The sequence below is a fragment of the Streptomyces sp. TRM68416 genome (genome assembly GCF_014596915.1).
Classification (GTDB): domain Bacteria; phylum Actinomycetota; class Actinomycetes; order Streptomycetales; family Streptomycetaceae; genus Streptomyces.
The window spans coordinates 123,760-144,444 of the sequence record NZ_JACVWU010000008.1 but is presented as its reverse complement, the minus strand read 5'-3'; the positions used below and the strand labels follow the sequence as shown (position 1 = coordinate 144,444).

Below are 20,685 nucleotides of genomic sequence, written 5' to 3'. Positions count from 1 at the left end.
GAACCCACGGTTTCGCCCTTGAACGCCACGGGCACACCAGACGTTATAGACGGTGAAAGGATGCGTGGGGAAAGAAAGAAGGGACGCCGAAGCGTCCCTTGCAACTCTGACAACTTAGCGGTTGATGTGGGCCGCCCAACCACTGCGTGAGCTGTCGTGGAGCGATGCAGTGATCAGGTGAGCGCAGGCTCCGCCTGGTGTGCGTCGATGCTCTCCATGATCCTGTCGTGAGAAGCGGCAGCCGCGAGCGCGTCGTTCTCCGCCTGGATCCGTACGAGCTCGGATTCCAGGTCCTGTACGCGCTGCTGGAGCCGTCGCATCTCGGCGAGGAGTCGAGGGTCGGAGCCGCCGACGTAACCGAGAAGCGCCTTTGCCATGATGGATGGTCCTCCACACTGAGTGACCGACCGAAGCGGTGTGGGTCGTGAGGGATTCGCACCCGCGGTGCTTGGCACTCTTGAGTTCTTGCTGCCGTTCTTACATGCCAAACAGCTAAGGTGCGCGGGGCTTTCAGCGTCTCACCAAAAAGTTTGACGGTCAACACGATCACGCCCCGTATTGGCGGGCAACCCGGGGCGCGCGGCCGGAAGCGGCGGCGCTGCGACTTCTGCGGGGCCCACAGGGCGTGGCGATCATCCTTACGTGCGGAGCCTGCCATCGCAAGCGCTTCTTGGCAACCACCTGCTCCTTTCTGCTTCGGGCAGGTGCCGGTGGCATGTCCCTCCGCTTCCCGCGGGCCGCCGCACGGGACGCGCTCACCGGATCGCGAAGCCGTCGTAGCCGCCGCGGGGTGTGTCCCAGATCTCGGTGACGCCGTCCACGCGGCCGGGCGTGTCGTCGCCCCGGAGCCAGTCGAGGAGTCCTTGACAGCCCGCGCGGGGGCCTTCGGCGACCACTTGGACCCGTCCGTCCTCCAAATTGAGAGCAAAACCACTCAGGCCGCCGATCTCCAGCGCCTTGGCACGTGTGAACCAGCGGAAACCCACACCTTGGACCCGTCCACGCACCCAGGCAACCAGTCGTACATCCTCGCTCATGGCTGCAACCTAACCGGCCAATGTCTCTCTGGGCACTTCCTCCCCCAGCGGCATGCGGTACCGTCCCCACCCAATGAATCTCATATGAAACTCACTCGATCGAGTGGGTTTGGTTGATCGCAGGGGGCGAGTCGACCGCACGGACGAGGAAGGCCAGGACATGGGACGCCACCGACGCTCCGCCGCCGGCCGCGCCGCCACGGGCCGCGCCACGGGGGTCACGCAGACAGACGGTTCCTTCCCGGGGAGCCGCGACCCACTGGACTCGTACACCGGCGACACGGTGGGCATCGCGCCCTACCTGAACCCCGACGCGTACGCCGGGACCTACGCCAGGAGCGAGGCCTACCTCTTCGCGCCGGACAGCGAGCACGGCACGGCCACCGCCGTCTTCGCGAGTGACGGCTTCACGCCCGGCGAGGGCCTGCGGCGCGCGGGTTCGCACCGCCGGCCGAGGAAGAGGACCGTCAAGCCGGTCCGCTCCGGTCTGCTCGGGGTCTCGGCGGCCGTGGCCATCGGCACCGTCGCGGTCGCCACGGGTGTGCTGCCGGGCGGGGACAACTACACGCTCGGCGGTGGCAGCGGCGGCGACAAGGTGCAGGCCGCCGACTCGCCGACCAGCTCGCCCAGTGAGCAGGGCGGCACGTCGGGCAGCGCCGAGAGCCGCGACGACAGCACTCCGGCCAGCCGCGACCAGGAGCGCGCCGCGTCTCCGTCGCCGTCACCGTCGACCTCTTCGGCCGCGCCGACGAAGACGCCGGAGAAGAAGAAGCCGTCGGCCACGCCCGGCAAGAAGCCGAAGGTGACGCCGACGCAGGCCGCTCCCGAGGCTCCGGAGCCGTCCGAGGCGCCCGTGACGGTCTCCGCGGAGGCGGCCGCCGCGGCCGAGGTGCTCAAGCTGGTCAACGAGGAGCGGGCGAAGGTCGGCTGCTCCGCCGTCGCCGCCAACAGCGCGCTGACCGAGCTGGCCACGGCCTTCAGCGAGGACATGGCCGCGCGCGGCTTCTTCGACCACACCGACCCGGACGGGGCGAGCCCGTGGGACCGGGCCGCCAAGGCCGGCATCACCGACCTCGGCGGCGAGAACATCGCCCGGGGCCAGGCCGACGCGGCCGCGGTGATGGACGCCTGGATGAACAGCCCGGGCCACAAGGCCAACATCCTGAACTGCGACTTCAAGACGCTGGGCGTCGGCGTCCACTACGGGGCCGGCGGGCCCTGGTGGACCCAGAACTTCGGTTACTGAGCGCTCCGCTGGGAGTGCGTGCTGTGTCGTTGTTCGTCTGCGGGCCCGTGGTGGCTGGTCGCGCGGTTCCCCGCGCCCCTCGCCAGGTCCGCTCAGCTCCGGGCGCTAACTTTTCGATAGCGCAATCTGTCCGCTAGCGCTGCGTTCGAGTACGCTCACATCATGGACACCTCTCAGGAGCGCGCGGCGGAGCAGGACCTCCCGTTCAATGTGTTCGCCAAGGCCTGCCCGTCGCGGGGCACGCTGGAGCATGTCACGGGACGCTGGGGCGCGCTCACGCTCGGCGCTCTCCACGAGGGGGCGCTGCGCTTCAACGAGCTGCGCCGACGCGTCGACGGCGTGAGCGAGAAGATGCTGTCCCAGACCCTCCACGCGCTGGAGCGGGACGGCCTGGTGCACCGCGAGGCCCAGCCGACCAACCCGCCCCGCGTGGACTACGAACTGACGCCGCTGGGCCAGGAGGTGGCCACGCGGCTGCTCGGCCTCATCCACTTCCTGGAGGGCCGGATGGACGACGTGCTCGCGGCACGGGAGCGCTACGACGACACCCGCGGCGCCCGCTGACACTTCGGGCAGAAGTAGCTGGACCGGTTCATCCAGGGGCGTCGGCGCATCGGTGTGCCACACCGCCTGCACGGCAGGCCCTCACGGCCGTAGGCGTCGAGCGAGCGGTCGAAGTAGCCCGACTCGCCGTTGACGTTGACGTACAGGCTGTCGAAGCTGGTGCCGCCGACGGCGAGGGCGGCGTTCATCACGTCCCGTACGTGGCCCAGGAGTTCGAGCGTGCGCGGGCGGGTGAAGCCGGCCGTCGGGCGCTCGTAGTGCAGGCGGGCGCGCCAAAGGGCCTCGTCCGCGTAGATGTTGCCGACGCCGCTGATCAACGACTGGTCGAGCAGGGCCCGTTTGACGGTGGTGCGCTTGCGGCGCAGGGCCTGGTGGAAGGCCTCGTCGTCGAAGAGCGGGTCCAGCGGGTCGCGGGCGATGTGCGCGATGACGTCGGGCAGGCCGTCGGGGGTGTTGCCGTGCAACGACAGGCCGCCGAAGGTGCGTTGGTCGACGAAGCGGAGTTCGGTGCCGAGGGCGTCGGCGAAGCGCACCCGGATTCTGAGGTGCTTCTCGGCCGGGGCCTCGTGCGGCTGGACCAGGAGCTGCCCGCTCATGCCGAGGTGGGCCAGGACCGACTGGTCGGTGTCCTCCAGGGGCAGCCACAGGTACTTGCCGCGGCGGCTGGGGACGCCGATGCGGTGGCCCTTCAGCCGGTGTGCGAAGTCGTCGGCGCCGGCGAGGTGACGGCGCACCGCGCGCGGGTGCAGCACCTCGGCGTCGGCCACGGTGCGATGGGCGACCCACCGCTCCAGACCGCGTCGTACGACCTCGACTTCGGGCAGCTCGGGCATGGGGGTCCCCCGTCAAGCCGGTGCGCCCGCCCCGGGGAAGGGACGGGCGCTCGGATTCTCGCTGTTCGGTCAGGCGGAGGCGGACGCCTCGTCGGGGTCCGAGTCGGGGTCCGAGTCGGTGTCCGACGTGACGTCGACGGCCGTCGCGGCCGCCTTGGCGCGCTCGTCCGCCGCGGCCCGGATGGACCGCCACGCGGACTCGGCGGCCTGCTGCTCCGCCTCCTTCTTGCTGCGGCCGGTGCCGGTGCCGTACGAGACGCCTCCGACGCGGGCGGCAGCAGTGAAGGTCTTCTCGTGGTCGGGGCCGGTCTCCGTGACCAGGTACTCGGGCACGCCGAGCCCCTCGGTCGCGGTGAGCTCCTGGAGACTGGTCTTCCAGTCCAGGCCGGCTCCGAGGTTCGAGGACTTCTCGATCAGGGGGTCGAACAGGCGGTGCACCAGCTCCGCCGCCGAGTCCAGGCCCTGGTCGAGATAGACCGCGCCGATCACCGCTTCGAGGGTGTCGGCGAGGATGGACGCCTTGTCCCGGCCGCCCGTGCCCTCTTCACCGCGGCCGAGCCGGATGAAGGAGCCCAGGTCGAGCCCGCGGCCGACCTCCGCCAGCGCACGCGAGTTGACCACCGCGGCCCGCAACTTGGCCAACTGGCCTTCGGGCAGGTCGGGGTGGGTGCGATACAGCGTGTCCGTGACGACGAGGCCGAGCACGGAGTCCCCGAGGAACTCCAGCCGCTCGTTCGTCGGCAGACCGCCGTTCTCGTAGGCGTACGAACGGTGGGTCAGCGCACGCACCAGAAGGGCGGACTCGACCTTGTAGCCGAGCCGCCCTTCCAACAGCGTGTGGGACGAGGCTGTGTTGTCCGCCGGGCCATTCCCGCTCGCGCGGGAAGAGTTCTTCTTTGGCGTGGACACAGTGCCTCTCACCAGCCGCTCAGACCGCGATGACCTGGCGCTTGTTGTAGGTGCCGCAAGACGGGCACGCGATGTGCTGCTGCTTGGGCTCGTGGCAGCGCTCGCACGCAACCAGGGTGGGGACCGCAGCCTTCCACTGCGACCGGCGGTGGCGCGTGTTGCTGCGCGACATCTTCCGCTTCGGAACAGCCACGGCTACTTCTCCTGCTTCTCGTCGACGCCCGCTTCCGCTTCGGCGCCGCTCATCTCGTCCTTCTCGCCGTCTCCGAGTGAACCGGCGAGTCCCTGCAGTGCCGCCCAACGGATGTCGACGGCGTCATGGTGGTGGTCCGGGTCGTCCGCCAGGCGCACGCCGCACTCGGCGCACAGACCTGGGCAGTCCTCCCGGCACACCGGCTGCATCGGCAGTGCGAGCACCACCGCATCACGCAGCACGGGTTCGAGGTCGAACAGGCCGTCCTCGATGAAGAGCCTGTCCTCGTCTTCCTCGGCGTCGTCGGTCGGTTCCGCCTTGGGGCGGCCCCGATCGTCGGCGTCAGGGTACGAGAACATCTCCTGGAAGTCCGCTTCGAGAGCGAGCTCGAGCGGCTCCAGACACCTTACGCACTCCCCCTTGGCCTGTGCACGGGCGGTGCCTGTGACAAGCACCCCTTCCATGACCGACTCAAGTCGGAGGTCGAGCTCCAGCGGGGCGCCTTCCGGCACTCCGACGACTCCCTGGATACCGAGGTCCCGGGGGGCGTCGATCGAGCGGGTCAGGCGCTGCAGCGCGCCAGGACGCCGCCCCAACTCGTGCGTGTCGAACACGAGAGGGTTGCGGTGGTCGAGGCGGGCGTTCAGGGCCATTCCTGCTTTCGATCTGCTGAGCTCAGAGGGACGCTGCCCTTCGGTGTACCCGGGCAGCGCTGATCGCGGACGTACGCGCGACCGAAGAGCCAGGATACTGGACCTTTCGCTCACGGCCCAATCCGGTGGTGCCCTACTGGCCCCGGCCCTGCTCGTAGGCGCGCAGCTGCTCCGCACTGATCATGCTCGTGTCGAAGAGGCTGGTCTCGTCGAGGGCGTAGCCCTGCTGGGCCTGCTGGGGCTGGTGGGTCTGCTGAGGCTGGTGGGTCTGCTGGGGCGCCTGCTGCGGGTCGTACGGCTGCTGCTGGGCGTCGTAGCCCTGGTAGGCGTAGGGGTCGGCCTGCTGCTGGTAGCCGTACGGGTCCTGCTGGGCGTAGGCGGGCTGCTGGTAGCCGTCGTAGGTGTCGTAGCCGGCGTACGCGGGCTGCTGCGGGGTGTAGTCCGGCCGCTCGGGCTGCCGCTGCGCGGCGGGGGCGTCCCGCTCCGCGAGGGCGGCCAGGTCGGCGAGGTAGTCGGCGTCGCTGGAGTGCTGGACGGTGCCGGTGTCGTCGGCGAGGGCGCCGAGGTCGTCGGTGGCGATACGGCCGTGCAGCTTCTGGCGGCCCTTGCCGACCGCCTCCAGGGTCTTGGCGAGGACGGCCTCGAAGGCGCCGAGCTTGACGTCGACGTATTCGTCGGCGCTGCGGCGCAGGGTCTCCGGGTCGTGGCTGCGCTCGGGGGCGTCCTCGTCCTCGTACCCCTGCTCGTCGACGCCGGGGCCCGTGCCGAGGAGCTTCTCGCGGCCGCGTCCGACGGAGCCGAGGGTCTTGGTGAGGACGACCTCGAAGTTGGCGAGCTTGGAGTCGACGTAGTCGTCGGCCTCCGCGCGGACCTCCTCGGCCTCCTGGCGGGCCTCGGCGAGGATCCGGTCGGCTTCGGCCTGGGAGCGGCGGGCGACCTCCGTGTCGGAGATCAAGGAGCCGCGCTCGGCGTGTGCGGAGCGGATGATCTGCTCGGCCTCCTGGCGGGCCTGCTCGACCATCTGCTCGCGGTCGCCGATCAGCTCCTGCGCCTGCGCGAGGGAGCCGGGAAGGGCCTGGCGTACCTCTTCCAGCATCGAGAGCAGTTCGGCGCGGTTGACCACGCACGAGGCCGACATCGGCATCGACCGGGCACTGGAGACCGCCGCGACGATCTCGTCGAGCTTCTTCTGCACGTCCACCGTGTGCTCGCCACTCTCTACAGCTGTGTTGGAGACGGACGGGACGACTGTAGCCCCATCAGTCCCTGCGGAGGCGCTCGTTCAGGGCTTCCAGAACCTCCGGCGGGACCAGGTGGGAGACGTCGCCGCCCCATGTGGCGACCTCCTTGACGAGCGAGGAGGACAGGAAGCTGTAGGTCGGATTGGTGGGGACGAAGAGCGTCTCGACGCCCGACAGGCCGTTGTTCATCTGGGCCATCTGGAGCTCGTAGTCGAAGTCGCTGACCGCGCGCAGGCCCTTGACGATGGCGGGGATGTCGCGCTGCTTGCAGAAGTCGACGAGGAGGCCGTGGAAGGCCTCGACCTTCACGTTCCCGTACTCGGCGGTGACCCGGCGGATCAGGTCGAGGCGCTCCTCCACCTCGAACAGCCCTTTCTTGGACTGGTTGATCATCACCGCGACGTACACCTCGTCGTAGAGCCTGGAGGCTCGGGCGATGATGTCGAGGTGTCCGTTGGTGATCGGGTCGAACGACCCGGGACAGACGGCACGGCGCACTTGAGGTCCCTCGCTCTCCGGTCCGGTCATCGTGCGTCTTCGCACGTAGAGGCGGCGCGACCGTACCAAAACGTTCCCTCGCCGTAGCGACGGGCCCGGATCGCGTCGAAACCGTCCGGCCAGCGGAATTCGCCGCCTCTGGTGCTGCGCTCCACGGTGACGATCGCCTCCGGCGCGAGCCAGCCCTCTGTGCGGAGTGTGAGGAGAATCTCGCGAAGATCGCCGTCCGAGACGGCGTACGGGGGGTCCAGGAAGACGAGGTCGTACGGCGTTGGCGGGGGCGTTGCCTGAATGACTTGTTCCGCTTTGCCCGCGCGGACCTCGGCGCCGGGGAGGCCGAGGTTCTTGACGTTCTCGCGGACGACGCGGACGGCTCGGGCGTCGGCCTCGACGAGGAGGGTGTGGCTCGCTCCTCTGGACAGGGCCTCCAGGCCGACGGCTCCCGATCCCGCGTAGAGGTCCAGGACCCGTTCGCCGTCCAAGGGGCCGCCCAGGAGGGACTGCCAGGTGGAGAAGAGGCCCTCGCGTGCGCGGTCGGAGGTCGGGCGTGTGCCATTTCCCGGCGGCACGGCGAGACGACGGCCGCCGGCTGCGCCGGCGATCACGCGGGTCATCTGTGGTCCTTCGTTGTGGGCGGCTTTGAGGTCCAGTGTGGCTGGTCGCGCTCGCGCGGCGGTAGCCGCATATGGATTACAGCCCCGCGTCCCTTGGGGGGTCTCCCCTCACCCCTTTTCCAAGTACTGCTCCCTCTCCTCGTCCAGGAGGGCGTCCAGGGCCGTTCGCAGTCCGGGCAGGCCGGTCAGGTCCGGGTCGGCGGCCACGATCCTCGTCGCCTCCTCCCGCGCCTCCGCGATGATCTCCTCGTCCTCGATGACCGCGAGCATGCGCAGGCTGGTGCGGGCGCCGGACTGGGCCTGGCCGAGGACGTCGCCCTCGCGGCGCTGTTCGAGGTCGATGCGGGAGAGTTCGAAGCCGTCGAGGGTGGAGGCGACCGCGTTCAGCCGCTGGCGGGCGGCGCTGGCCTCGGGCATCTCGGTGACCAGGAGGCAGAGGCCCGGGGCCGAGCCACGGCCCACCCGGCCGCGCAACTGGTGGAGCTGGGAGACGCCGAAGCGGTCGGCGTCCATGATCACCATGGCGGTGGCGTTGGGCACGTTGACGCCGACCTCGATGACGGTGGTGGCGACCAGGACGTGGGTCTCCCCCGCGGCGAAGCGGCGCATGACCGCGTCCTTGTCGTCGGGGTGCATCCTGCCGTGCAGGACCTCGACCCGGAGGCCTTGCAGGGGGCCCTTGGTCAGCTGGTCGGCCACGTCGAGGACGGCGAGCGCGGGGCGCTTCTCGGCCTCGTCCTCGGCGGACTTCTTCTTGGGGTCCGCCTCCTCGTCCCCGATGCGCGGGCAGACGACGTACGCCTGATGGCCGTTCTCGACCTCCTCGCGCACCCGTTCCCAGGCGCGGGCGAGGAAGTGGGGTTTGTCGGCGGCGGGGACGACATGGCTGGCGATCGGCGAGCGGCCGGCCGGGAGCTGGTCGAGGACGGAGGTCTCCAGGTCGCCGAAGACCGTCATGGCGACCGTGCGCGGGATGGGGGTGGCCGTCATGACGAGGAGGTGCGGGGGCTGTTTGCCCTTGCCGCGCAGGGCGTCGCGCTGCTCGACGCCGAAGCGGTGCTGTTCGTCGACGACGACCAGGCCGAGGTCGTGGAACTGCACCTTGTCCTCGATCAGCGCATGCGTGCCGATCACGATGCCGGCCTCGCCGGTGACGAGGTCGAGCAGGGCCTGGCGGCGGGCGGCCGCGCCCATGGAACCGGTGAGCAGGACGACCTTGGTGGCGTGCTCGGCGCCGCCCAGCATGCCGCCCTCGGCCAGCTCGCCCATCATCTCCACGACGGAGCGGTGGTGCTGCTGGGCGAGGACCTCGGTGGGCGCGAGCATCGCGGCCTGTCCGCCGGCGTCGACGGTGGCGAGCATGGCGCGCAGGGCCACCATGGTGTTGTGGGTCACCGTGAAGTTGTCGGTGACGTAGGCGTGGCTCGGGTGCGCGACGCTGATGCACTGGACCGGCTTGCGCCCCACGTGCTCGACCGCCCGGATTCCGCGCCGGAACGTGTCGTCCTTCGGGCGGGGGCGAACGCGGGCCGCTTTCCGGGGGAGCCGGAAGGGGGCGAATTCCTCGGGCAGGGCGAGCGAGACGTCGTAGGCGGTCTCCTTGGGCAGCACGTGCGCTCGTCCGCCGAGCGAGCGCACGAGCCAGGCCACGTCGTCCGCCCGTGCGCGCGAGGCGGAGCGGAAAGTGACGCTGAGGCCGTCCGCGTCGACGGTGCCGTCGGTGTCCAGCAGCCCCTGCAGCAGGGCGTGACGGTTCTTGATCGAGGTGTTCTTGAACGCGTCGGGGATCGACGTGCCGTGGCGGACGCCGAACTGGTAGGGGTCGTGGGGCGGCCCGGAGTCGTCGCCGAGGTCGACGGGGACGGCGGTCGGCAGGTACCACTTCGGGGATCCGTCGGGTGCGAAGGCGTTCCGGCGGATCTCCCGGGTCGTCATGACCTTTCGGGGCTGTTCCCCGTGCCGGTCGGGGCTCGGACCGACGATCCAGAGGTGCTCGTCGTCGCACTCGACGGAACTGCCGTCCGACAGGACCAGACGCCAGACCTCGCGCTCCCCTTGCGGGAAGACCCCGTCGATCAAGGCGATCTCGCCGTCGGGCACGACCACCTCGTCCCCCACGCTCAGCTCCCCCATGCGGCGATAGCCGGCGGGGGTGAGCACCAGCGCGTCGAGGGGCTGCGCCTTCCCCGAGCCCACCTCGCCCTGGAGCAGCCGGTGCATCGGGTGCTCGGTGGCCAGGTCGTCGAAGATCTCCTTGGAGACCCGCTGCTGGCCCTCGGTGAGGGTGAAGGGGAGGCGGTCGTCGAAGGCCGTGAGGAGGCCGTCGGGCCGGGGTTTGCGGGCGACCGCGGGGAGGAGGGCGTCGGTGTGCCGACGGCGGGCCAGGGCGACCTGGAGGACGAAGGCCTCGTCCCACTTCAGGCGGGAGCGGGCGTCCTCGATGTCGGCCTTGGTGTGCGGGCGGTGGATCTTCAGGAGGGCTTCGGGGAGCGGGACCAGGCCGCGGCCCTCGCGCAGGGTGTCCGGGAGGGGATCGACGGCGTCCTGGGCGGCCGGCAGCACCGTCTGCACCGCCTTGCCGATCTTCCAGGACTCCAGCTTGGCGGTGGCGGGGTAGATGGGGATCAGGGCGCCGGCCCAGGTCTCGACCGTCTCCTCGCCGTCGCCGCGCAGCAGCTCGTAGGCCGGGTGGGCGAGCTGGAGGCGGCGGTTGAAGACGGAGACCTTGCCCGCGAACAGGGCGCGGGTGCCCGGCAGGAGCTCCTTGTGGGGCTTGTGCACGCCGTTGCCGAAGAAGACCAGTTGGAGTCGGCCGCTGCCGTCGGTGATGGTCACTTCGAGGCGCTGGCCCTTGCCTCGCGGGGCCTTGGCGGAGGCGAAGCTGTGCAGCCTGGCGTCGGCGACCTGGGCGACCACCGTGACGTGTTCGTCCATCGGGAGGTCGGCCAGGTGGGTGAGCTGGCCGCGCTCCTCGTATCTGCGCGGGTAGTGGTGCAGGAGGTCGCCGACGGTGTGCAGGCCGAGGTGCTCGGCCATCACCTTCGCGGTGGCGGGGCCGAGCACTGCCTTGAGGGGCCGGTCCAGTGGTTCTTCCAGTGCGGGCACGAGATCCATTGCACACCACAGCACTGACAATCCGTGGCGGCGGTCGCCGCACGCGCCGTATACGTCCGAGGAAACCCCTGGTCAGGCGGCCGTTCGGGCTTTAGGATGACGCGCTCCGGCCATCCTTCGCGGTCACCGCCTCACAGGGACCGCCCGACCCCGCGCCGACGCCCGTCCCCCCACCGGCGCTGCGACGATGGACTCCCAGACCTCACAGTCATCCCAGTCACCTCATACGTTCCAGGTCGACCTGCGCGGCCTGGTGGACCTGCTCTCCCAACACCTCTACTCCAGCCCGAAGGTCTACCTGCGCGAGCTGCTGCAGAACGCGGTCGACGCCGTCACCGCCCGGCGCGCGGAGCAGCCCGGCGCCCCGGCGCGGGTGCGGCTGTACGTCGACGACGCCGGCGGCGGGCTGCGGGTGGAGGACTCCGGTATCGGGCTGACCGAGTCCGATGTGCACAGTCTGCTGGCGACGATCGGCCGCAGTTCCAAGCGGGCGGACGGACTTGAGGCGGCCCGCTCCGACTTCCTCGGCCAGTTCGGCATCGGTCTGCTGGCCTGTTTCGTGGTCGCCGAGCGGATCCGGGTGATCAGCCGCAGCGCCCGTACGCCCGAGGCACCGCCCGTGGAGTGGACGGCGGCGGACGACGGCTCGTACACCGTGCGGACGCTGCCGGACGCCGAGCGGCCCGAGCCGGGCACCACGGTGCACCTGGTGGCGCGGGCCGGTGCCGCGGAGTGGCTCACCGAGGAGCGGGTGCTGGCGCTGGCCCGGGACTTCGGCTCGCTGCTGCCGTACGACGTGCGCGTGGGCGAGGAGGAGGTCACCGACCTGCCGGCGCCCTGGGACCGCCCGTACCCCTCCCCCGCCAACCGGCGGGTGGCCCTGGCCCGGCACTGTCACGACCTGTTCGGGTTCACCCCGCTGGACTCGATCGAACTGAACGTGCCGCTGGCCGGGATCCGCGGGGTGGCGTACGTGCTGCCGTCGGCGGTGAGCCCGGCGCAGCGGGCCGGGCACCGGGTGCACCTCAAGGGCATGCTGCTGACCGAGCGGGCCGAACAGCTCCTGCCGGACTGGGCGTTCTTCGTGCGGTGCGTCCTGGACACCGACAGCCTGCGGCCCACGGCCTCGCGCGAGGCGCTGTACGAGGACGAGACGCTGGCGGCCGTGCGGGAGGCGCTGGGCGAGCGGATCCGGTCATGGCTCACGGGGCTGGCGGCCGGTGAGCCGGAGCGGCTGGCGGCGTTCCTGGCCGTGCACCACCTGGGGGTGAAGTCCCTGGCGCGGCACGACCGGGAGATGCTGCGCACGATGCTGCCCTGGCTCCCCTTCGAGACCACCGACGGGCGGCTGTCCCTGAAGGAGTTCGCCCAGCGGCACCCGGTGGTGCACTTCACGCGGACCGTCGAGGAGTACCGGCAGGTCGCGCCGATCGCCTCCGCGCAGGGCGTCGGGGTGGTCAACGGCGGTTACACGTACGACAGCGAGCTGGTCGAGGCTCTGCCGTCGGTGCGCCCGGGGACGGTGGTCGCCGAGCTCGACGCGGACACCGTGACCGCCCATCTGGACGCGGTCGACCCGGACGAGGAGCTGGCGCTGTCGGGCTTCCTGGCGGCCGCGCGGGCCAAGCTCGACCCCTTGGGCTGCGACGTGGTCCTCCGGGCGTTCCATCCGATGTCCGTGCCCGCGCTGCACCTGGACGACCGGGCCGCCCGGCACGAGCAGGCCCGGTCCGCGGCCGAGGAGGGGGCGGACGACCTGTGGGCGGGCATTCTGGGCTCGCTGCGCGGCAGCGCGCCCCGCGCGCGTCTGGTGCTCAACCATCTCAGCCCACTGGTCCGGAAGATCGGTTCGCTGGGCGACGCGGAGCTGATCGGCACGGCCACGGAGTCGCTGTACGGGCAGGCGCTGCTGATGGCCCGGCGTCCGCTGCGGCCGACCGACTCGGCCCTGCTGAACCGGGCGTTCATCGGCCTCCTGGAGTGGGCCACCAATGGCGAGGAGGGCCGCCGATGAGCGGGACCGACGGGATCACGGACTTCGACGCGCTGCGCCGGGCGATGGCGGAGAACGCCGAGCAGCCGGAGGGCCCGGCCCGCAACGCGCGCGCGGAGCGGCTGCTCGCCGAGGCCGAGCGGCTGAACGTGCCGCTCGCCGTGATCGAGGCGCTCGGGCACCAGCTGAAGGTCTACAACTACAGCTCCGAGAAGGACCGGATGTTCGTGCCCTTCGCGCGCCTGCTGCGCATGTGGGACGAGCGGCCCGAGGACTTCGACGCGTACGAGGCGCACACCCTGCACTGGGTGTTCAAGTGGATGTCGTCCGGCATGCTCGACCAGCCGCACATTCCGCTGGCCTCCGTGGAGAAGTGGCTCGGCGAGATGGAGCACCGCTACCGGCTGGCCGGGCATTCCGAACGGGCGGTGCGGTCGGCGGAGTTCAGCGTGGCCGCGCATGTGGGGGACGTCGAGCGGGCCGAGCGCGCGTATGCCGCCTGGCTGGCCGCGGACCGGGACAGCATGGCGGACTGCCACGCGTGCGAGCTGCAGGCGCAGGGCTCGTGGCAGGCGGAGCGGGGGCGGGACGAGCGGGCGCTGGAGCTGTGGCGGCCGGTCCTGGAGGGCGAGTTCACCTGCGCCCACGAGCCGCACACGACGCTCGCCTCCTCGCTCGCGCCCCTGCTGCGGCTGGGCCGCGTGGACGAGGCTCGCGCCCACCACCTGCGGGGTTTCCGGCTGGTGCGGGCCATGGAGAGCATGCGTGGCGCCTACGCCGACCACGTCGAGTTCTGCGCGCTGACCGGCAACGAGGCGCGCGGCCTGGAGCTGCTCGCGGAGCGGCCCGCGTACTTCACCGACACCGGGCATCCGCGCAGCGGTCTTGAGTTCCTGTCCGTGGTGGCACTGCTCATGGAGCGGCTGACCGGGCTCGGGCTCGGCGAGCAGCGGGTGCCGGGGCCGGCGGGCCGGGCGTGGACCGCGCGGGAACTGGCCGCCCACGCGCGTACGGAGGCCCTGGGTCTCGCCGCGCGCTTCGACCGGCGCAACGGCACCTCGCACATCAGCGAGCGGGCACGCGCGCGTATGGCGCAGGAGCCGTTGGTGGAGCGGCTGCCGCTCGGCGTGCGCTCGGCGCGTGCGGCGACAGCCGCTGTTCCCGTGGCGGCGGTTCCGGCGCAGGATGAGCCCGTGGAGGCCGATCTGTCGACGCTGCTGGCCACGGCCCGGCGGCTGTCGGACACGTTGCAGCCCCAGGCCGTCGAGGCGTGGGCCGCGGTCGCGCGGGCGGCCGAGGGCGTCGAGCTGGACGTCCGTGACCGCGCGGAGATCGCCGACCACCGGGCGATGGAACTCGGTCCCGAGGGCGTCGAGCTGTTCGAGCGGGCCGCGGAGCTGTACGCGCAGGCGGGCGACCCCGGCGAGTCGCTGGCGGCACGCACGCGTGCGGCGTACGTCCGCGCGCTCACCGGCCGGGTGGAGGAGGCGCTCGCCGCGGTCGCCGGGCCCTACGACGAGATCCTCGCGCTGTACGCCGAGGACGCCACCGGTCTGCGGCAGACGGCGGCCGTGCTGATGGGGCGGGCGCGGGTGCTCATGCGGCGGGTGCACGAGGCGGACGAACCGCTGGATCCGGCGGTCGTGGCTGCCGCCGAGGCGGCCGCACGGGAGGTGCTCGCGCTCGTCGAGGGGCACACCGGGGACGACGTACGGCTCGCCTCCCGGGCCGCCGAGGCGCAGGCGATGCACGCGGAGCTGGCGGCCCTCGCGGGGGAGGTGGCGACGGCGGCGGAGCTGTTCGCGCGCGCGGCGGCGGCGTTCGTCGGGGCGGGGCTGCCGTGGTTCGCGGTGGAGTACGAGGCCCGGGTGGCCGGCCTCGCGCACCACCTCGGTGACACGGCGGAGGCCGAGCGTGCCCTGCGGGCCGCCCTGGAGCACGGCGGGCCGCATCTGGAGCCGCCGGGGCTGGCCCAGCTGCATCTCCAGCTCGCCGAGCTGCTCGGCGGCCGGGGTCTGGCCGAGGAGGCCGCCGAGCACGCCCTGGAGGCGGCGCACTGGGCCGACGAGGCCGGTGAGGGCCCGACGCTCGGCGCCTGGGCGCGGCATCAGCTCGGCGGGTTCCTGCTGCGTCAGGGGCGCTGGGCCGAGGCGGCGGAGGTGCTGGAGTCGGCGCTCACCGAGCTGTCCGCGGAGACGCACGGCGACGGTGCGGTGGTCCAGACGCAGTGGTGGCTCGGCGACTGTCTGAGCGAGCTCGGCGAGCACCGGGAGGCCGCCGAATGCCGGCTCCGGGCGGCCGAGATCGCCCGGCACTGGCCGGAGCAGCACGACCACGCCACGCTCGCCCACCTCGCGGCCGAGTCGCTCGGGCAGGCCGGGCTGGAGGCGGAGGCGGACCGGGCGTATGCGCGCGCGGGCGACCTGTGGCGCTCGCTCGGCAACGTCCAGGGCCTCGTCCGCTCCCTGCGCGCCCGCGCGTGGCTGGCGCTGCGCGCGGAGGAGGGCGACGGCGCGGACCGCGCGCGGGAGTTGATGACGGAGGCCGTCCAGGAGTGCGCGGAGGCGCTGGACGCGGCGCCCGACGACGAGACGCGCGCCCGGCTCACCGCCGAGCTCGGGCACACCCACCGGCAGTTCGGTGACCTCCTCGCCCGCTCCGCGGCCGAGGACGACGAGGACGACTCGATCCGGACCGCCCTGGACGAGGCCCTGTCCCGCATGGCAGAAGCAGTCGCCGTCTTCGCCGGCCTCGGCGACGACGCCCGGGACGCCCGCACCGGCGCCGAACTCGCCGCGGGCTGGCTGGCGGCCGACCTGGGCCGCCCCACGGAAGCGGCGGCACGCGCGCGTGCGGTGCTCGCGGCCTACGAGGGTGTGTCCGACGAGGACGGGGCGGCACAGGAACGCCGAGCGGAGGCGGAGCAGCTCCTCGGGGTGGTCGAGGAGGACTGACCCCGAGGCACCGACACGACCGGAGCCCGCCCGCACGCGTGCGGGCTCACGGCCTACGAGGGCAGAGCGGCGCGGGACCGGCAGGCGGAGGCGGAGCAGCAGCGGGGTGGCCTGGGAGGATTGCCCACACCACACCGACGAACTCCAGCACCCCGCGCCAACGGGCAGAGCCGGCGGCACACACACGCGCGTGTGGCCCACGGCCTACGAAGGCAGAGCTGCACGGAACCGACAGACAGAGGCGGAACCGCAGCCGCGCCAACGAGGACGAACGCCCCCGCCCCACCGACGAGCCCGGGCGCCGCCCCCTGCCCGCCGACAGAGCCAGCGGCACGCGCGCGGGGCTCGCGGCCGACAAAGACAGGGCGGCGCAGGCGCGGCGAGCGGCGGCGGAGGCGGAGCGGCAGTGGGGCGGTCGAGGCGTACCGCCCCCGCCCGGCGCCCTATTCCACCCCGATGAGCAGCAGCGCGCCTTGGCGGCCGCCCCGGTAGACGACCGTGTCCACGGCGAGGTACGACTCGCGTACCCGGGCTTCGAGGTGGGGGGCGATGTCGTCGGGGGCGTCGTCGCCGAGGACGAGGGTGACGAGTTCGCCGCCGGCGGCGAGCATGCGGTCAAGGACGGTCTCGGCGGTGGCGGTGACGTCCGCGCCGATCACGGCCACGTCGCCGTCGATGAGGCCGAGGACGTCTCCGGCCTGGCAGATGCCGGCCATGGTCCAGGACTGGCGTTCGGCGACGGCGACCTCGGCGTAGCGGGTGGCGCCCGCCGCCGAGGTCATGGACACGACGTCCTCGTCGAAGCGCCGCTCCGGCTCGTGCACGGCGAGCGCCGCGATGCCCTGGACCGCGGAGCGCGTCGGGATGAGGGCCACGCGGATGCCTTCCGTGCGGGCCTGTTCGGCGGCCGCGGCGGCGGTGTGCCGCAGGTCGGCGTCGTTGGGCAGCAGCACGACCTCGCGCGCGTGGGCCCGCCGTACCGCCTCGACGAGTTCCCCGCTCGCGGGCGGCTCCCCGGGGCGCGCGAGCACGGTGGTGGCGCCGGCCTCGGTGTACAGCCCGGCCAGCCCCGGTCCGGGTACGACGGCGACGACGGCGCGCTGGACGCGCTCCCGGGGCGGCCGCGCGCCGGTGGTGTGCACGTCGCCGACGCCGAAGTGGGTGATGCGGATGCGGTGCGGCCGGCCGGCCTCGACGCCCGCCTCCACGGCGGCGCCAGCGTCGTCGACGTGGACATGGACGTTCCACAGGCCGTCGCCGCCGACCACCACCAGTGAGTCACCGAGGGAGTCGAGCCGCTCGCGCAGCCGTGCGACGGCCGCGTCCTCGGCGTCCAGGAGGTAGATCACCTCGAAGGCGGGTCCGCCGTCCGGCGCGGGGGCGCAGTCGCCGGGACTGTCGACGACCACGCGCGTGTGGGCCCTCGTGACCGTCGGCGTCTCGCCGGTGAACGTCTCCACCAGGGCCGCGAGGACCGTGACCAGCCCGCGCCCCCCGGCGTCGACCACCCCGGCGCGTTCCAGGACGGCGAGCTGGTGCGGGGTCGCGGCGAGGGCGGCACGCGCGCCCTCGTAGGCGGCCCGGACGACGGCCCCGCAGTCGCCCTCGGCCCCGCCGGCCGCGTCGGCCGCCGCCGAGGCGACGGTGAGGACCGTGCCCTCGACGGGGTGGGCCACGGCCTGGCGGGCGGAGTCGGCGGCGTGCCGCAGGGCGAGCCGGAGCCCGGTGGCGTCCGCGTGAGCCGTGTCACCGTCGGCGGCGAGCACCTGGGCCATGCCGCGCAGCAGCTGCGCCAGGATCGTCCCGGAGTTGCCGCGCGCCCCTATGAGGGCCCCGTGCGCCATCGCCCGTACGGCGTCGGCCAGCGAGGGCGCGGAGCCCTCGGAGCCCGCCTCGTGGCCGACGAACACCGCGTCGACGGCGGCCGCAGCGGACTCCACCGTGAGATACAGGTTGGTGCCGGTGTCACCGTCGGCCACGGGGTAGACGTTGATCGCGTCGATCTCCTCGCGCGCGCGACCGAGCGCCTCCAGCGCGAGACCGCACCAGGTGCGCACCGCGAGAGCATCGAAGAATGTCTGCGGCACCTGCGCCACCTGCGCCTCCTTGAGCTGCTGGACGTGGGACGCAGCGTAGACCCAGGGACGGTGTGCACCGGAAGAGGGCCGGGAGCGGGCCCCTGAGCAGCCATGGTAGTTTCGTTCTACTGGCGCAGCCGTTGTATGCTGCTCCGGTTGCCCGATCCAGATCGGGCCGTTCCCCTGGCAGCGCCACTCAGATCTTAGATCTCGATCCCGGCATGCCGGGATTATCCGTAAGTGCATCTGAAGTCTTTGGAGTGACCCGTGGCTGCCAACTGCGACGTCTGCGGCAAGGGGCCGGGCTTCGGCAACAACATCTCGTTTTCGCACCGCCGTACGTCCCGTCGCTGGAACCCGAACATCCAGCGCGTCCGTACCGTGGTCGGCGGGACGCCGAAGCGCGTGAACGCTTGCACCTCGTGCATCAAGGCCGGCAAGGTCTCGCGCTGACGCACAGCTAAGCGCGCGGCCACTGCTGGTTCGCTGCATCGAGCCGATCCACTTCGTGTGGATCGGCTTTTTGCATGCGCGGAACACGTCCACCGGCCGGGACTCCGGGCGGGCGCTCCGGCGTCCCGGTCCGTCGAGGCCTCGCCCGAGGCGACCGCATCGCCGTCCCTGCCGAGGCCGAGGACGCCCACCCTGTCGAGCGCCTGGCCCGGCCGCGCCGTCGATGGTGACTGCCACGGCAGCCCGGACCGCGCCCGCGCGCTACCCGGCCCTCCGTCGCAGCGACCGTCGCGACGACCGCCGGGACGACGGCTGCGGCGCCGCCCTGGGCGGCAGGTGCACGGGGGCGGCGGCCGTCGCCGCGTACGTCCTGGCGGGCGCGGACCACGGGGTCGTTCCTCGCGCCGCCGACCGGGCGGCGGCCCCGGGGCCGGGAGCGCATGCTCCGGCTGCCGGCCTCCCGCCCGCCGACCGCCTTCCTCAAGCGGCTCGCCGAGAAATCGGCGACCGGCATCAAGCTTCCGGCGTACCCCGCCCGAGGGCCCAGCCGTGGTCCACGGGCCCGATTCCGGTGCCGAGTGCGAATCCGGCGGCGATGGCTCCGGTGACGTACTCCTTGGCCGCCGTCACCGCCTCGGGTACGGGCAGCCCCTTCGCCAGGTGCGACGCGATGGCGGAGGCGAGGGTGCAGCCGGTGCCGTGGGTGTGGCGGTTGTCGTAGCGGGGGGCGCGCAGCCAGTGTTCCTCGGAGCCGTCGGTCAGCAGGTCCACGGCGTCCCCGGCGAGATGGCCGCCCTTGATCACGACCCAGCGCGGCCCGTACGCCAGCACGGCCGCCGCCGCCCGCCGCAGGTCGTCCTCGGACTCCACGCGGACACCCGTGAGTTGGGCCACCTCGTCCAGATTGGGCGTGGCGACCGTGGCGACGGGCAGCAGCCCGGTCCGTACGGAGTCCAGGGCGGACGCGGCCAGCAGGGAGTCCCCGTGCTTGGACACGCCCACCGGGTCGACGACCGCCGGCGCGTCGGTGGCGCCGATCAACTCGGCCACCGCCTCGACGAGTTCGGCCGAGGCGAGCATCCCGGTCTTCACGGCCTGGACGCCGATGTCGTCGACGACGCTGCGGTACTGGGCCCGCACCGCCTCCACCGGCAGCGGCCAAGCGCCCTGCACGCCGAGGGAGTTCTGCGCGGTGACCGCCGTGACGACGCTCATGCCGTGCACGCCGAGCGCGAGCATCGTCTTGAGGTCGGCCTGGATGCCCGCGCCGCCGCCGGAGTCGGAGCCGGCGACGCTGAGGACCCTGGGGAGGCTCATGACTCGATGTCCCCGCCGAAGTGGTCCCAGCCGCCCTTGCTGGTCCACGGCGCCCCGTCGACCGTCACCTGGGGCAGCGCCGAGGGGTTGAGGACCTCGCCGATGACCTTCCAGCGGGCGGGCAGCTTCACGTCCGGCGGGAAGGTCGCCACGATCGCGTGGTCCTCTCCCCCGGTGAGCACCCACTGCATGGGGTCGACGCCCACGGCCTGCCCGATGTCGTTCATCTGGGTCGGGATGTCGATCGCGCCGGACCGGATGTCGATACGGACCTTGCTGGCCTCGGCGATGTGCCCGAGGTCGGCGATCAGCCCGTCGCTCACGTCGCACATGGCCGTGGCGCCGAGCCCGGCCGCCGCCGGTCCCGCGTGGTACGGCGGTTCCGGGCGCCGGTGCGCCTCCACGAACGCCCGCGGCGAGCGGAACCCCCTGGCCAGCACGGCGTACCCGGCCGCGGACCAGCCGAGCCAGCCGGTGACCGCGACGAGGTCACCGGGTTGTGCGCCGGCGCGTGTCACGGGCTCCTGGTTGCGCAGGTCGCCGAGCGCGGTGATCGACACCATGATCGAGTCGCCGCGTACGACGTCCCCGCCGACCACGGCGGCCCCGGCGACCTGGCACTCGTCGCGCAGGCCGTCCATCAGCTCGGTCGGCCAGGTCACCGGAAGCTCGGCGGGAACGACCAGACCGAGCAGCAGGGCCGTCGGTACGGCGCCCATGGCGGCGATGTCGGCGAGGTTCTGCGCCGCCGCCTTGCGGCCCACGTCGTAGGCGGTGGACCAGTCGCGGCGGAAGTGCCGCCCCTCCAGGAGGATGTCGGTGCTGGCCACGACCCTGCGGTCGGGCGCGGCCACCACGGCGGCGTCGTCGCCGGGTCCGACCCGGACCGCCGGGGTGGTGGTGAGACGGGAGGTGAGCTCCCTGATGAGCCCGAACTCCCCGAGCTCACCAACAGTGCCCTTCATTGACCTTGCGCCCCTTCTGTCCC

18 protein-coding genes are annotated in these 20,685 nt (G+C 72.3%); 5 read left to right on the top strand and 13 right to left on the bottom strand.

What is annotated here, in order from left to right:
- Positions 1 to 173 precede the first annotated feature (173 nt).
- A complete protein-coding gene (locus ICC28_RS15350; RefSeq protein ID WP_016432419.1) occupies positions 174 to 377 on the bottom strand; it encodes a hypothetical protein in 204 nt (67 codons plus the stop codon).
- 378 nt (positions 378 to 755) lie between these two features.
- Positions 756 to 1,037: an acylphosphatase gene (locus ICC28_RS15345; RefSeq protein WP_188289112.1), complete on the bottom strand. Its 282-nt coding sequence runs from the start codon at positions 1,035 to 1,037 to the stop codon at positions 756 to 758.
- 160 nt (positions 1,038 to 1,197) lie between these two features.
- Between ICC28_RS15345 and ICC28_RS15340 the strand changes: the two genes are divergently transcribed.
- Both ICC28_RS15340 and ICC28_RS15335 read left to right on the top strand, forming a co-directional pair.
- Positions 1,198 to 2,283, top strand: coding sequence for a CAP domain-containing protein (locus ICC28_RS15340; RefSeq protein WP_188289111.1), 1,086 nt, complete (start codon positions 1,198 to 1,200; stop codon positions 2,281 to 2,283).
- A gap of 162 nt (positions 2,284 to 2,445) precedes the next feature.
- Complete coding sequence (locus ICC28_RS15335; protein WP_188289110.1) at positions 2,446 to 2,847, top strand: winged helix-turn-helix transcriptional regulator; 402 nt, start codon at positions 2,446 to 2,448, stop codon at positions 2,845 to 2,847.
- On the opposite strand, the gene mutM is transcribed toward ICC28_RS15335, so the two are convergent.
- The 8 genes from mutM to ICC28_RS15295 all read right to left on the bottom strand — a co-directional run bounded on the left by mutM (position 2,820) and on the right by ICC28_RS15295 (position 10,902).
- Positions 2,820 to 3,680, bottom strand: a complete 861-nt coding sequence (gene mutM / locus ICC28_RS15330; RefSeq protein WP_188289109.1) for a bifunctional DNA-formamidopyrimidine glycosylase/DNA-(apurinic or apyrimidinic site) lyase — start codon at positions 3,678 to 3,680, stop codon at positions 2,820 to 2,822. The genes ICC28_RS15335 and mutM overlap by 28 nt on opposite strands.
- A 69-nt stretch (positions 3,681 to 3,749) precedes the next feature.
- Positions 3,750 to 4,601: a ribonuclease III gene (rnc, locus tag ICC28_RS15325; RefSeq protein ID WP_188289108.1), complete on the bottom strand. Its 852-nt coding sequence runs from the start codon at positions 4,599 to 4,601 to the stop codon at positions 3,750 to 3,752.
- 7 nt (positions 4,602 to 4,608) lie between these two features.
- Entirely contained in the window at positions 4,609 to 4,782 is a 174-nt protein-coding gene (rpmF, locus tag ICC28_RS15320; RefSeq protein ID WP_043266291.1) for a 50S ribosomal protein L32, read from the bottom strand.
- Between the two features lie 2 nt (positions 4,783 to 4,784).
- Positions 4,785 to 5,435, bottom strand: coding sequence for a YceD family protein (locus ICC28_RS15315; protein ID WP_188289107.1), 651 nt, complete (start codon positions 5,433 to 5,435; stop codon positions 4,785 to 4,787).
- A gap of 133 nt (positions 5,436 to 5,568) precedes the next feature.
- Positions 5,569 to 6,636 carry an ATP synthase F0 subunit B gene (locus tag ICC28_RS15310; protein ID WP_188289106.1) on the bottom strand — a complete coding sequence of 356 codons (1,068 nt, stop codon included), beginning with the start codon at positions 6,634 to 6,636 and terminating at the stop codon, positions 5,569 to 5,571.
- A gap of 58 nt (positions 6,637 to 6,694) precedes the next feature.
- Positions 6,695 to 7,174, bottom strand: a complete 480-nt coding sequence (gene coaD / locus ICC28_RS15305; protein WP_188289225.1) for a pantetheine-phosphate adenylyltransferase — start codon at positions 7,172 to 7,174, stop codon at positions 6,695 to 6,697.
- Between the two features lie 26 nt (positions 7,175 to 7,200).
- Positions 7,201 to 7,788: a 16S rRNA (guanine(966)-N(2))-methyltransferase RsmD gene (gene rsmD, locus ICC28_RS15300; protein WP_188289105.1), complete on the bottom strand. Its 588-nt coding sequence runs from the start codon at positions 7,786 to 7,788 to the stop codon at positions 7,201 to 7,203.
- A gap of 108 nt (positions 7,789 to 7,896) precedes the next feature.
- Positions 7,897 to 10,902 carry a helicase-related protein gene (locus ICC28_RS15295; protein WP_188289104.1) on the bottom strand — a complete coding sequence of 1,002 codons (3,006 nt, stop codon included), beginning with the start codon at positions 10,900 to 10,902 and terminating at the stop codon, positions 7,897 to 7,899.
- A 187-nt stretch (positions 10,903 to 11,089) separates the two neighbouring features.
- On the opposite strand from ICC28_RS15295, the gene ICC28_RS15290 reads away from it, so the two are divergent.
- Positions 11,090 to 12,916, top strand: a complete 1,827-nt coding sequence (locus ICC28_RS15290) for an HSP90 family protein (RefSeq protein ID WP_188289103.1) — start codon at positions 11,090 to 11,092, stop codon at positions 12,914 to 12,916.
- Positions 12,913 to 15,849 carry a tetratricopeptide repeat protein gene (locus ICC28_RS15285; RefSeq protein WP_188289102.1) on the top strand — a complete coding sequence of 979 codons (2,937 nt, stop codon included), beginning with the start codon at positions 12,913 to 12,915 and terminating at the stop codon, positions 15,847 to 15,849. The genes ICC28_RS15290 and ICC28_RS15285 overlap by 4 nt, the downstream gene beginning before the upstream one ends.
- Before the next feature lie 443 nt (positions 15,850 to 16,292).
- Here the strand turns inward: ICC28_RS15285 and ICC28_RS15280 are convergent, their stop codons facing one another.
- Positions 16,293 to 17,945: a DAK2 domain-containing protein gene (locus ICC28_RS15280; protein WP_188289101.1), complete on the bottom strand. Its 1,653-nt coding sequence runs from the start codon at positions 17,943 to 17,945 to the stop codon at positions 16,293 to 16,295.
- A gap of 249 nt (positions 17,946 to 18,194) precedes the next feature.
- On the opposite strand from ICC28_RS15280, the gene rpmB reads away from it, so the two are divergent.
- Positions 18,195 to 18,380 (top strand): 50S ribosomal protein L28, encoded by a 186-nt coding sequence (rpmB, locus tag ICC28_RS15275; protein ID WP_009190838.1) that lies wholly within the window; start codon positions 18,195 to 18,197, stop codon positions 18,378 to 18,380.
- A gap of 513 nt (positions 18,381 to 18,893) precedes the next feature.
- Here the strand turns inward: rpmB and thiD are convergent.
- Positions 18,894 to 19,697: a bifunctional hydroxymethylpyrimidine kinase/phosphomethylpyrimidine kinase gene (gene thiD / locus ICC28_RS15270; RefSeq protein WP_188289100.1), complete on the bottom strand. Its 804-nt coding sequence runs from the start codon at positions 19,695 to 19,697 to the stop codon at positions 18,894 to 18,896.
- Positions 19,694 to 20,662: a thiamine-phosphate kinase gene (locus ICC28_RS15265; RefSeq protein ID WP_188289099.1), complete on the bottom strand. Its 969-nt coding sequence runs from the start codon at positions 20,660 to 20,662 to the stop codon at positions 19,694 to 19,696. Before ICC28_RS15265 ends, thiD begins: the two co-directional genes overlap by 4 nt.
- Positions 20,663 to 20,685 lie beyond the last annotated feature (23 nt).